Genomic DNA, 12,446 nt, shown 5'->3' with positions numbered 1-12,446 from the left:
AGCACCATGCGGAAAGGGAGGCTTTTTTCATTTGCGTGCTTCCAGCTGGCTGTCGATATAGGCGAGCAGCCATTCCTGCTCGCCGGGTATCCTCTCACGAAGCCGCGCCGCCGCGACCGGCAGACGCCAGCGGTCGATGCCCGCCGCGGTTGCCCCCGTCAGCCTGCTGTACTCCGTCAAATAAGCATCGTTCAGTTGTTTGCCGATCAACGGACTAATCGAAAGCGGAGGCATCGACACAAACGGCGAAAGAAACATCATGGAGGTTCTTGCCACATCGCATAACGGATCTCCCGTATTGGCATCCATCCAGTCAATGGCCTTCAGGCTGCGTTCCGACTGAAGAACATTGTCCGGATGCAGATCGCCATGACAGACGGAGCTGCCCTCCGGCAGACGCTCCAGCTCCTCCAGTACCGGCTGAAGCCGATCTCCCAGGTACGGGGCAGACTGCCTGACGAACATCGCAAGCCGGTCCTTCTGCCTCGGCAGACCGAATGCCCTGCAGCGATGAATATCCGCGTGCAGCCGCGCAAGAACCGTACAGTATGCTTCGCCTGATCCAGATCTCTCATCATCATGCCCAGCAAGGAATGTCCGGCGACTCTCTCATAGAGAAGCCCGCTTCTCCCCTCCACCTCTATCTGGCCGCATACTTCGGGTGCGGGTACACCCGCCTGATGCACCGCTCTGCCGATCTCCGACTCGTAATGAATCCAATCCTTTGGAATTTCCTCGTAATAGAGCTTCAGCACCTGGCTGCCGCCCCATTCATACACCTCAGCGGTCATGCCTTTGCCGATTAACGGCCCTTTTGCCATGGGAACACCTCTCGCATCTGCTTCGTCAGAGCCTCAGGAAGACAGCGTCTGTCCGCGTTTCTCCAGATTTTTCACCGTTTCGCTTGTCGGTACATCCTTCTCATCCTTCAGCGTTCCGAAGATGACGTCCACAAGCGGGGTCGATACGCCGTACCAGTAGTTCTCGTTCTTGAAATGATGCAGCAGATGCATCCGTTTATTCCATTTCCAGAATTTCGTCTTTGGCTGAATGGGCCGATGCGCGACATAATGCTTCCACTCATAGACGAGCAGCATCGTGACCAAGCCAGCGGCGAAAGCAAGGGTAACGCCAAGCGAGCCCGATACCAGATAGAACAACAGCGCAAATGCGCCAAGGTTCGGCAGGCTGTACCAGACCGGCAGGAAGAGCAGCTTCAGATCATGCGGATCGGTATGATGATCGTAGTGCAGACGCTTCAGCAATTTGAGAAAGAAGGGATTGCTTGGCGCCTTCAAATGGAAGAAGAACCGATGCGTCAAATATTCGCTGAACATAAAGCCGGCAAGCCCGATAACGAAAAACAGCAGACTGTAAAACGTAAGACTCTCCATGACAGCCAAGGCCCCCAAACCGATCAAAACGACCGTCATAATGAGAATGTCGGCATGCAAAAAATAATCGCGATAAAGCCCTCTTTTGCCCACGTTTAACCCCTTCCTCTTCGCTTATTTTCATGTAAGCCCTTACTTCTTATCTTACCAGTAATTTAACAAAAAATGTTCTTGCTTATATGCCCGCGAAGCGAAATAATAGGGTTTATTATTCAGCTAGATGTATGCGCATCAGAAAGGTTGGCTTTACCATATGGAAGTTTCGCAGCAATTAAACAGCAATCAAGTCATGAAAGGCAAAGCCGGGAAGGAGCCTTTCCCGATCTCGGTCCTTTCTCTTACCGTCGGCGCCTTCGCCATTGGCATGACGGAATTCGTTATTATGGGCATTCTCCCGAATGTCGCAAGCGATCTGAACGTCAGCATCTCGGCAGCGGGGCAGCTGATTACGATGTACGCTCTTGGCGTTGCGGTTGGCGCTCCGATCATGACCATCCTGACGGGAAGTATTCCGCAGAAAAAGCTGCTCTGCATTCTTATGCTGCTCTTTATCCTCGGCAACGGTCTGTCGGTTGTTGCGCCAAACTATGCCGTTCTGATGATCGCCCGGATGATTACGGCCTTGACACATGGCACTTTCTTTGGCGTTGGCGCTGTTATCGCCTCCAAGCTGGTAAGGGCCGATAAGCAGGCAGGAGCCGTATCGATAATGATGGCCGGGCTGACCATCGCCAATATTATCGGAGTTCCGATCGGCACGTATATTGGGCAGAACTGGGGCTGGCGCGCATCCTTTGGCGCAATTGCCGTTATGGGCATACTCGCTCTCATTGGCATTATCATCTTTATTCCAAGGCTTAAGCTCAGCAAGCAGGTCAGCGTCATTCAGCAATTATCCGCGCTGGCAAGACCTAAGCTGCTCGTTTATCTGCTCATCGCGGCGCTGGGCAATGCGGGCCTGTTCGCGGTATTTACGTATATTACGCCGCTCCTGACCGATATTACCGGCTTTGCGGAGCATAACGTAACCTGGATTCTGATCCTGTTCGGGATTGGGGTAACGGTGGGCAATATCGTCGGCGGCAAGCTGGCGGATTGGAAGCTGATGCCTTCCATTCTGGGCCTCTACCTGACGATTGCGGTCGTCCTGACGATCCTCACCTTTACCGTGCATAACGAGATCGCTGCCGTCATCACGATTTTCCTGTGGGGCGCGGCATCCTTCGCGGTATTCCCGGGGCTTCAGGTCCGCATTATGAGCCTGGCGCAGGCTGCTCCAGCGCTGGCGTCGACATCCAGCCATTCGGCGGGCAACCTGGGCAATGCAACCGGCGCTTTCATCGGCGGCTGGGTCATTACCCATCTCTCCCTTGGCGCGCTGCCTTGGGTGGGCGCGATTCTGGTTGGCCTCGCCTTAATGCTTGGTCTGCTCAGCTATCGCACGGATCATAAAGCGGGGTAACACGCATTCAGCTCCGCATTTAGACGGCAAAAAAATCCCCCGGTTCATCATTGGCACTCCAATGAACTCCGGGGGATTTGTTCGCTCGGCCGTCTATGCCGGCAGTCTGATGGTCGCCGTCGTTCCGACGTTTGGTTCGCTGCTGATGGATAAGGAGCCGCCATGGGCTTGGATAATCTTGAAGCAGACGGTAAGCCCGAGGCCGGTTCCGGTATCCTTCGTTGTATAGAAGGGCTCGCCTAGCCGGTCGATCACATGCTGGGGGATGCCGATTCCCTGGTCGATAATGTCGATGACAATATGACCTTTATGGTCCTTCTTCATATGGACATGAAGCTCGCCTCCGCCCGGCATCGCTTCAATCGCATTTTTCATCAGGTTAACGAGGACCTGCTTGATCTGATTGGCATCGCATAGGACGATAGGCAGATCCGGGCTTTTCTCCGCCGAGATGCTGACATTCGTAATAATCGCCTGCGACTCCATAATCGGTACAATATCATCCAGCAGCGAGGCCATGTTGCAGTGGTTCATCTGCTGCCATTGATGCGGCTTGGAGAGCAGCATAAATTCGCCAACAATATAGTTAATCCTCTCCAGTTCGGTCAGCATCATAGCGAAGTATTGGCGGTTCTGATCCGCCGTTCTCCGGTGAAGCAGCTGAGTGAATCCTTTCAGCGCGGTCAGCGGATTGCGGATCTCGTGGGCAACTCCCGCCGCCAGCTGCCCGATGACGGACAGCTTCTCGGACCGGATCAAATGCTGCTCCGACAGCTTGCTCTCCGTCACATCCAGCAGCAGGCCGGATATCGCCGGTTTACCCTTGAAGAACGCCGGGGCAGCCTGCATCTCGAGGAATAGATCGGTCTGATTGGCCTTCCGTGCCGCAACGGCAAGCCTTGAGGTTTGGTTCAACCGGCAGATGGCGCTAAATTCCTGCTTTAATCGGTCTCTGTCCTCTTCCAGCAGGAAGCTCGCGAGCGGCTGTCCCAGCATCAGCCCAGGCTGGCTGCCGAACATGCTTTCCCCGTGCGGGTTCATATAGACCAGACGGCCATTTTGCTCGATAAACACGCCAAACAACGAGCTTTCTGCAAAATTATCGTAATTCACCCTCGATTGCATCAAGGCCGCCCCTGCCGATTCCAGCTCGTAGATTCCCACGGACAGCCGGATTCCAAGCAGCACGACGGCAAGAATAGCGCCCGCGCTGATGATGGAGAATTCGCCAAGCCGGCAGATGACGGCGATTAACGCCGCGCAGACAAAGATAATCAGAGCATAACGCCTCATGAAGGTCTGTTTGGATTCGTTGCCCGGCCGGAGATAAGCGTCCTGCAGCTCCCTGTCCGGCAAAGCCGCAAAGCCGATAAACATCAGGCCGAGGAACCAGCAGAGATCGGAGATCCAGAGCAAGTACTCGCCAGCCGCTTCGTATGACAACAGATACACAAAGGCGGTATTGCCGAGCAGCTTGAATACAAAGCCGCTAAGCAGGAACAGGTTTGCCCGGGTGGAGGCGGTTTTTTTGCCATACCAGCTGAAGAAGAGCAGCAGGAACACGATTACGGCGCTGAAAGACGAATTAAACATATTGTAGCCAACCACATCGCCGTCGATATAATGATCAGACAGGATGGGCTTGAGCTGAAAGTTCCAATATAGGGTGGAAGCCATCGTCCCGTACAATAAAATATCCAGAATAAAGCGGAACGCCAGATTGGAATGGCGCTGCTGATACTGCTTATAGAGCGCGATGAGATAGAATATAAACTGAAGTCTCCACAACATCTCCGGGATTCCCATATAATCCGGCTCAGAGCCTCTCATGAGCGTAACGATCGTCCAGATCAGCTGAGCGACAAAATAAACGAGCAGCCCGAGGCCATAAAAAAACCAGTATTTCTCTTCTTTGCTTGAAGCCCTTAGCACCAGAACCGCCGCGTATACAGCAGCCAGCGTCTGAAGGACGTTGCTTACGGCTGCTCCGGAGAATGATTCCTTGCGCAGTAACAGAAGCCAAACGGCGCAAAGCAGCAATAGAATCATCCCTACGTGAAACGAAAAACTCCTGCCGCGAAACAATCATGGCCCCCCCTTCAACTTATTGCAACCGCGTTATTTTCCCTTTATTTTCTATAATAACATCTCTTCTACTAAAATCATCCTTATTCCTCCAATTAAGATAGGACTTCTATAAATGCGCTATTTTTCCACACATCAAAATGCAAACAAGCACCTCTCCTTATCGGAGAAGTGCTTGTTTGGTTGGCTCCATATCCGCCAGGCGAACCGTATTCCGTCCGCTGTTCTTCGCTTCGTACAGGGCATTGTCCGCCGCCTTCAGCAGCTGGTTAATGCCCCCTCCCGCTTCCTTGCAGGACATTCCCGCCATCGCAACGCCAAAGCTCGCTGTCACGGACAGCGGTGGCCCCGAGCCAGCAGCCGCCATCGACTGCGCGGCAATCTCGCTTCGGATCCGCTGTGCCGCAGCCATTGCTTCCTCTCGTGACAAGCCCGGCATCGCGACAACAAATTCCTCGCCGCCATAGCGGCCAAAAACATCCTCCGGACGAAGCAGCTGCCGGCAGACGTCTACCACATGAAGCAAGGCCCGGTCCCCCATATCATGGCCATAAGCATCATTAATCTGCTTGAAATGATCAATATCGAACAGCATCAGGGCAAGAGGTTCTTCCTGTTCAGCCGCTTGATGCAGAAGCGCTTCGCTCAGGTGGATAAAATGAAGCCGGTTGAAGATCCCGGTCAAGCCGTCATGATACGCCAGCACCCGAAGCTGCTCCTGAAGCCTTACCCGCTCCGTTATGTCAATCATAACAATGAGCTTGCTTGTCTCCGGGCCGCCTTTCTTCCTAATAAAAGACGAACGGATCTGATAATAGTAGGATTGTTCATTAACCGTCCAATGAACTTCGTCATAAATGCGGGGGATATCCTCGCCCGCTTCGGTATCAAAGTCAAGCGCCGACAGATCCGTATGCAGCCCGAGAAGCGGCTCGATAGCCTGTCCAAGCGCAGAGGTGGTAAGCTCGGGGAGAATCTCCGCGGCTGCGGGGTTAAAGTCGACCAGCCGGTTGCTTCGGTCCAGCACCAATACCGCGTCGTTCATGCTTTCAAACAGCGTATCCCTGGCGACGGGCGCGACATTCAGCATCCCCTTGGATACAAGCCCCCACATATACAATGCGGCGGTAATCGCCATAACGACGGGAATCGGATCAATCCCGGCCGGCGTCAGATTGCCCAGATAGAGAAAGTCGCCGATGATCGGCAGCAAAAGTCCGATAAACATCGTGATATGCTGAAGACGGTAAGAGGACCGCATTCGGTTCCAATACAGCGACAGCAGCACCACTCCGCCAATCATGCAGCCAAACGTATAGCCGCCTTGGATGATATACCAAGGTCCCGCGTTTAATTCGACCTTGTGCATGTCGGCAGAGGTCTGCAGTTCAATAGAGCGGTAATAGAAATGATGCAGGTCGTTCGTGATGACGAGCAGCAGCGTAATAAGCGGCATCAGGTACATCAAATAGCGCATGCGCCATGTCAAAAACCGCTCCAGCCCAAGAAAATGCATAATCAGCATCAGACTGACAGGCGGCAAAAAAGGCATGCCGAAGTATTCTACCGTTATCCAGAATTTCACTTCTTTTAACGTGCCGGCCGACAGCTCCAGGGCGGAACCAAATACGTAAATCGCCGATAGAAAGCACATCGCGATAAACGTCCGGGCCATCGCCTGCTTGGAACGGTTCGATAAGACATAAATGCCCATGATGATATTAATAACTCCGGCTGTAACCATGAGAGTAAGGATAGCAGAATAAGGTGTTCCCATATTTGTTGCACTCCGTTATGAAAAATTAGCTCTTGCCACTGATCGTAACACATCTAACAACAAATGTGGGAGGTTCCTTTAATTTCTATTTAATTGCAGCCAGCAGCAGGAAAATCGGGCGTCTGTTCTCGTCTTTCATCTCCGGGTATTGCGCCAATGCCTCTTGGGACGGCCCCGGCTCGGCAACTTCCGTGATGCGGAAGCCGGCATGGATGAGAGCATTCATAATCGTTGCCACCGTACGATGATATTTCACGACATCGGCATCAAGGAACCGGGCTACGCGCGAGCCTTCGTCCTGGTAGTTGTCGACCGGCCAGTGCAGCCTCTCTCCATCCGGACTGTAATGCCAGTCCTGTGCCGCAATCGCCGTAAAGACCGGATGCTCCATCGACAGCAAAAGAGATCCTCCTGGCGTCAGGCTGTCATAGATTTTCCGGCAGGCGCCTTCGAAATCCTCTACGTAGTGAAGCGCCAGGGAGCTGATCGCTACATCGAACTGCTCCGGCTCGAAAGCTATATCCTCAATAGCAGCCTCGCGGTATGTAATGGCTGCATCTTCATTAAAAGATTTCGCGCGCGTAATCATTTTCTCCGAAATATCAATACCCAGCACGGAACGAGCCCCCTGCTCCCGCGCGTAACGGCAATGCCAGCCGTAGCCGCAGCCGAGATCGAGCACGTTCTTATCCTTCAGGCTTGGGAGCATGGTGCGCAGGACATGCCACTCCCCCGCCGCATCCAGACCGCCAATTGAACGAGCCATCTGGCTGTATTTGTCGAAGAAATCGGGATCATCGTATTTGTTTTGCTTCATGGTTAACGCCTCCTGTTCGATAGAACGTTCATATGTATGATAGCTGATCGATTCTCTCCTGCACAAATAGATTAATTCATCTTGCCCTGACGCAAGTCTTGTAAAGGGGGCTTTTGCCGCCCGGAAATGATATAATTTACCTGTTATTTGCTATAGCTTGTTATCTGGCAGGAGGTTATTCTGTTGTTTCGGATTATGATCATTGAAGACGACGAGAAGATCCGCAGAATCGTCGCCGACGCTTTGCGCAAATGGCAGTATGAGGTGATCGAGTTAACCTCCTTCGAGAATGTGCTTGGCGAGTTTGAGGCGGCACAGCCCCATCTGGTGCTGCTCGACGTCAATTTGCCGGTATTCGACGGGTTTTATTGGTGCCAGCAAATCCGCTCGGTCTCGAAGGTGCCGATTATCTTCATCTCCTCCCGCAATCAGAATATGGACGTCATTATGGCGATTAATATGGGTGCCGACGACTTCGTGCAGAAGCCGTTTGACTTGGGCGTACTCGTTGCCAAGGTCAGCGCGCTGCTCCGCCGCAATTATACGTATCAGGATGACAGCCTGCAGCTGTCGCACCGGCAGCTGGTCTTCCACCTGTCGAACTCCTCCGTGCAATACGGAGACCAGACCGCTGAATTGTCGCGCAACGAATTTATTGTTTTGCAAACGATGATGCGCAATATTGGGAAGATCGTTTCGCGGGACGATCTGATGCAGGTGCTGTGGAATGATGAGCAGTTCATCGACGACAACACCTTAACGGTTAACGTCAACCGGCTGCGGCGCAAAATCGCGGTGCTGGGACTGGAGGACTTTATCGTCACGCGCAAAGGAATGGGGTATATCATCGAATGAGCTTCTGGCGATTCCTGAGATACGAACGGCCTTATTTCCTGCTCTACGGCGTTGCCTTTCTGCTCACCATCGCTGTCTTTGCAACCGATCCTTTGTCCTCCTGGCATTGGCCAACCTTCTTCTATGCCCTGGCGCTTGTATCGCTCTGGCTTGCGGCCTTCGCCGCTTACCGCTATACGCGCAATCTGCAGGCAATTCGCCGGATGCAGAGCGAGGACGCGGAGCCCCTGTCGCTGGAGTCCGAGGCTTACCGGGACACGCTGGAGGAAACGGGCATCGCCCATATTCGTTCCTTAAACGAAGTGCAGGCGCGGCAAAAGGAATATTATGATTTCATCATCTCCTGGTTCCATGAGATCAAGACGCCTATCTCGGTTCTGCGCTTGATGCAGCAGACGGAGGTAGATCCGCATAGCCTGAACGAGGAGCTGGCGCGTATCGAGCATTATGTCGACCAGGCTCTGTACTATGCGAAGCTCGACAGCTTCAATCAGGATTACGAGATCGTGAACTGCGATCTGGAGCCGCTGGTGAAGGATGTGATTAAAGCCCATTCCAAAGCTTTTATCTCAAAAAGAATCCGGGTTCAGCTCGAGCTTCCGCCTACCATCGTGCAAAGCGATTCCAAATGGCTGCTGTTCATCATCAACCAGATCATTACGAACAGCCTGCAATATACCGGGGAGCAAGGAGAAATTCGCGTGCAGGCAGCCTCCACTCCTGAGGAGAAGCTGCTGATTCTCCGCGATAATGGCATCGGCATTGAAGCGAAGGATCTGCCGCGGATCTTCAACCGGGGCTTTACCGGGATGAACGGACGCACGCACGCGAAGTCGACCGGGATGGGCTTATATCTGGCCCAGGAGCTGTCCAAGAAGCTTGGGCATTATATCACCTGCGAGTCTGCGCCTGGCAGCGGAACAACGTTCACGATTCATTTCCCCAAGCATCATGATCCTTATCTGGATACGCTCCAGCGGAAGGAATAAACAACAAAAAGGACTGTCCCAAAAGTCGTTGGGATAGTCCTTTTTGTCATTTGCATTCGTTTAAGGATTCTGGTTAATAATCCGGTAATACAGATTTGCCGACGAGGCGTAGAACACCAGATAGATGAGGAAGTAGATCCCCATGATGCTCCATACGATACCCGGAAGCTCCGGGAAATCCTTAACCGAATCAAGAATGTAATACTTGATAATGGTCCAGCTGTACAGCAAACCGAGTACAATCGGCGGAAGGAAAACAAACAGCAGCTGCTTGCGGATTACGCTCCGGAACTGGCGGTTCTCCACGCCCATTTTACGCAGGATTGAATATTGCTGCCTCTCATCGGTTGCCTCGCGGAGCTGCTTGAAGTAAATCACGCTCGCCAGCGCGAAGGTGGCAATAAGCGCAAGGAAGCCGGCAGCAAACAACATCAGCGAGGAGCTCTCGATCTGCTTGGAGTACACGTCTGCAAACGATGAGTAGTATGCCCTCTCTTTTTTCGATACAATGGCATTCACCTGCTTCGACAGCTCTTCCGCATTCTTCGCGTCCGTCAGCCCGTAAATTTCAAAGCTCTTCTTCTCCGTATATCCGCTTAATTCTGCATAAGCCTCATCGGAGACGACAAACACCGGTGGTTTCTTATCCATTGCAAGTACCGGGTCGGTAGCCCAGCCCAAGTAGGCATAGTCCTTTTTCTCGAAGAGCTTAAAGGTCTTCTCTCCCTCCGCTGCCTTTACTGTAAAGTCAGGCTTCTCGCCTTCTGCAAAATGCTTCGGAAAGTCCGAGCCTTGGGAGAGGGCAACGGCCTCCATCCCTTGCAGCTCTACCTGCTCTTTGTCGCCCCGCAGCTTAATTAATTCGTTATATTCCGTCTCCGAGACCAGCCAAAGGCCGGGAATATAATATTCCGGATTATCAAAAGCTACACCCCGGTCGGTAACCGCTTCTACAACCAACGCTTCCGGTTTCAGATGATAGCGGATGTCATGCCCGGAGCTCTTGATTACCTGGTCAATCTGCTGATTGGTTGCCGGATCTAGCGACTCATAAGCGATAGAATTCGGTACATTCCGGCCTACCGCTTCAAACTGCACTTTATAGTTAATCGTAACAAAGCAGAGCAGCATCATGATAACCGCGCTGAACAGGGAGATAAACGTCAGATTCAGCGTATTTCCCCGAATTTGAAAACGCAGCGATGACGTCCACAGCACCGTATTGCCTTCATGGTATTTCTTCCTGCGGCTGATTAGCTGCAGCAACCATCCCGCGAACTGGCGGAAGAACAGATAAGTTCCCCCGATAATGCCGATCGCCGTCGCAATAAGGCTATACGTCCCGTAATCCTGCCAGACGGCCGAATATTGACCGCTGCAGATGAGATAGAATGCTACGCCAATCAGGAAAACGGCCAGAATCGCCATTCCGGCAGACACGCGGACAGGCTTCTCCGCCTTTTGCTTGGCATGGAACAGCTCCGTCAGCTGTACCCGGTTGACCAGAATGTAGCTTTGTACGCTTACGATAAGCGCGATCAGAAGGATGACGGCAGCTGCCGTTGCCATCGCTCCAATCGGGAAGGACAAGGAGATGACCTGATCGTACTGCATCAGATTCATCAGCAGCATGCCGAACAGCTTGGACAGCAGTCCCCCGAGCAGAATCCCGATAACAAGCGAGATTGCTCCCATGACAAGCGTCTCATAGAAGACCATCCGTACGATTTGCCGCTCCTTCAGACCGTAAAGGAGATACATACCAAACTCTTTTTTCCGCTGCCGCATGAAGAACGAATTCGCATATAAGATGAAGAAAATAATGAACAGAAAAATAACGACGGACGCAATGGCTATCCCCGTCTGGAACAGCTCGCGGTTCTGCAGCGCGTCGATAATGTCCTGGTTGTACATCAGCGACGAGAACGTATATTGAATAATGACGCCAATAATCATGGACAGCAAGTAGATCGAATACAGGCGAAAGTTGCGTTTTACATTCCGGATCGTCAGGTCGAACAGGCTCATCGCAGCTTGCCTCCTATGAGGCTTTGCGTCTCCAGAATACGCTCATAGAAGGCCTTCTGGCTCTGCTCGCCGGCATAAATCTCGCTAACAATCGCACCGTCCCGCAGAAAAACAACCCGTTTGCAGTAGCTGGCCGCATAGCTGTCATGCGTAACCATCATTATGGTCGTATTAAACGCCGTGTTTAGCGACACGAGCTGCTCCAGCAGCTGGGTGGCAGAACGGGAATCCAGCGCGCCCGTTGGTTCATCGGCAAAAACGATTGCCGGTTCCGTGATGATCGCCCGCGCCGACGCTACCCGCTGCTTTTGCCCGCCGGAAATTTCATTCGGGTACTTGGCCAGCAGGCCTTCAATGTGGAGCGCTTCGATAATGGGCTGCAGCCGCGCCTCCATCTCCGTCGCTTTGAACTGGCGCAGCGACAGCGGCAGCAGGATATTCTCCTTCACCGTCAGCGTGTCGAGCAGATTATAATCCTGGAAAATGAACCCCATCCGCTCCTGCCGGAATTGCCGAAGCGACTTCTTCTTCATGTCGAGCAGCGATTTCCCCTCAATCCATACCTCGCCGCCGCTCAGCTGATCAATGGTCGATAAGACGTTCATCAGCGTTGATTTCCCCGAGCCCGATGGCCCCATTACAGCCGTAAGCTCGCCGGACTGAATCGAAAGATCGATGTTTTTCAATACGGGCGTTGCCCCGTAGCTCTTTGATAAGTTTTTCGTCTGGATAACCGTCTCCATGGTATGCCCCTCTCCGCTTTATACCCTTAATATAGACATATTGAAGGCGGGCATCCATCGAACTACGATGCTCCAAAGTGACGTTTTTGTCACGATGGCGGTCGGGAGGCTGAATATGCAAAGAAAAAGACCATTCTCCTTAACGGATTATGTTTATTAAACTCTCGCTACTTCCAGCCACTGCCGCACAATCACCGCGCAATCAGCTCATGTCCGGCCGCGGTAATTAGACCTTCAACAAGAAAAAAAGACCGGACAGCTGCGGGACGCAGTTGTTCGGTCTTTTGGCTAATGGC

Annotated in this window: 9 protein-coding genes and 1 pseudogene; 3 read left to right on the top strand and 7 right to left on the bottom strand. The window is 52.6% G+C overall.

Annotation, left to right across the window (positions count from 1 at the left end):
• Window positions 1-27 precede the first annotated feature (27 nt).
• Together M3194_RS31625 and M3194_RS10800 are read right to left on the bottom strand one after the other, a co-directional pair.
• Window positions 28-534 (bottom strand): annotated as a pseudogene (locus M3194_RS31625) (phosphotransferase family protein); the annotation flags it as partial.
• Between the two features lie 320 nt (window positions 535-854).
• On the bottom strand, window positions 855-1,433 hold the full coding sequence (locus tag M3194_RS10800; protein ID WP_251654206.1) for a sterol desaturase family protein: 579 nt from the start codon (window positions 1,431-1,433) through the stop codon (window positions 855-857).
• Window positions 1,434-1,647: 214 nt separating this feature from the next.
• On the opposite strand from M3194_RS10800, the gene M3194_RS10795 reads away from it, so the two are divergent.
• Window positions 1,648-2,856 carry an MFS transporter gene (locus tag M3194_RS10795; protein WP_251653439.1) on the top strand — a complete coding sequence of 403 codons (1,209 nt, stop codon included), beginning with the start codon at window positions 1,648-1,650 and terminating at the stop codon, window positions 2,854-2,856.
• A 93-nt stretch (window positions 2,857-2,949) separates the two neighbouring features.
• Here M3194_RS10795 and M3194_RS10790 read toward each other — a convergent pair whose 3' ends face one another.
• The 3 genes from M3194_RS10790 to M3194_RS10780 all read right to left on the bottom strand — a co-directional run bounded on the left by M3194_RS10790 (window position 2,950) and on the right by M3194_RS10780 (window position 7,535).
• A complete protein-coding gene (locus tag M3194_RS10790; protein WP_251653438.1) occupies window positions 2,950-4,941 on the bottom strand; it encodes a PAS domain-containing sensor histidine kinase in 1,992 nt (663 codons plus the stop codon).
• Window positions 4,942-5,101: 160 nt separating this feature from the next.
• Entirely contained in the window at window positions 5,102-6,718 is a 1,617-nt protein-coding gene (locus M3194_RS10785; RefSeq protein ID WP_251653437.1) for a histidine kinase N-terminal 7TM domain-containing diguanylate cyclase, read from the bottom strand.
• Between the two features lie 85 nt (window positions 6,719-6,803).
• On the bottom strand, window positions 6,804-7,535 hold the full coding sequence (locus tag M3194_RS10780) for a class I SAM-dependent methyltransferase (RefSeq protein ID WP_251653436.1): 732 nt from the start codon (window positions 7,533-7,535) through the stop codon (window positions 6,804-6,806).
• A 183-nt stretch (window positions 7,536-7,718) separates the two neighbouring features.
• Between M3194_RS10780 and M3194_RS10775 the strand changes: the two genes are divergently transcribed.
• Complete coding sequence (locus M3194_RS10775; RefSeq protein ID WP_251653435.1) at window positions 7,719-8,390, top strand: response regulator transcription factor; 672 nt, start codon at window positions 7,719-7,721, stop codon at window positions 8,388-8,390.
• Entirely contained in the window at window positions 8,387-9,379 is a 993-nt protein-coding gene (locus M3194_RS10770) for a sensor histidine kinase (RefSeq protein ID WP_251653434.1), read from the top strand. Before M3194_RS10775 ends, M3194_RS10770 begins: the two co-directional genes overlap by 4 nt.
• 60 nt (window positions 9,380-9,439) lie before the next feature.
• Here M3194_RS10770 and M3194_RS10765 read toward each other — a convergent pair whose 3' ends face one another.
• Together M3194_RS10765 and M3194_RS10760 are read right to left on the bottom strand one after the other, a co-directional pair.
• On the bottom strand, window positions 9,440-11,407 hold the full coding sequence (locus M3194_RS10765) for an ABC transporter permease (RefSeq protein WP_251653433.1): 1,968 nt from the start codon (window positions 11,405-11,407) through the stop codon (window positions 9,440-9,442).
• The gene (locus M3194_RS10760) at window positions 11,404-12,150 is read right to left on the bottom strand and encodes an ABC transporter ATP-binding protein (RefSeq protein ID WP_251653432.1); all 747 of its coding nucleotides are present in this window, start codon (window positions 12,148-12,150) and stop codon (window positions 11,404-11,406) included. The genes M3194_RS10765 and M3194_RS10760 overlap by 4 nt, the downstream gene beginning before the upstream one ends.
• Between the last annotated feature and the right edge of the window lie 296 nt (window positions 12,151-12,446).

This window comes from Paenibacillus glycanilyticus (genome assembly GCF_023715145.1).
GTDB classification, from domain to species: Bacteria; Bacillota; Bacilli; order Paenibacillales; family Paenibacillaceae; genus Pristimantibacillus; species Pristimantibacillus glycanilyticus_A.
This window is presented reverse-complemented; position numbering and strand designations above follow the sequence as displayed.

What these genes read in the sequence shown, in the direction of transcription:
- M3194_RS10800 (WP_251654206.1), bottom strand. Translation starts at nt 1,433, where the DNA reads ATGACGGTCGTTTTGATCGGTTTGGGGGCCTTGGCTGTCATGGAGAGT.
- M3194_RS10795 (WP_251653439.1), top strand. Translation starts at nt 1,648, where the DNA reads ATGGAAGTTTCGCAGCAATTAAACAGCAATCAAGTCATGAAAGGCAAA.
- M3194_RS10785 (WP_251653437.1), bottom strand. Translation starts at nt 6,718, where the DNA reads ATGGGAACACCTTATTCTGCTATCCTTACTCTCATGGTTACAGCCGGA.
- M3194_RS10780 (WP_251653436.1), bottom strand. Translation starts at nt 7,535, where the DNA reads ATGAAGCAAAACAAATACGATGATCCCGATTTCTTCGACAAATACAGC.
- M3194_RS10770 (WP_251653434.1), top strand. Translation starts at nt 8,387, where the DNA reads ATGAGCTTCTGGCGATTCCTGAGATACGAACGGCCTTATTTCCTGCTC.
- M3194_RS10765 (WP_251653433.1), bottom strand. Translation starts at nt 11,407, where the DNA reads ATGAGCCTGTTCGACCTGACGATCCGGAATGTAAAACGCAACTTTCGC.
- M3194_RS10760 (WP_251653432.1), bottom strand. Translation starts at nt 12,150, where the DNA reads ATGGAGACGGTTATCCAGACGAAAAACTTATCAAAGAGCTACGGGGCA.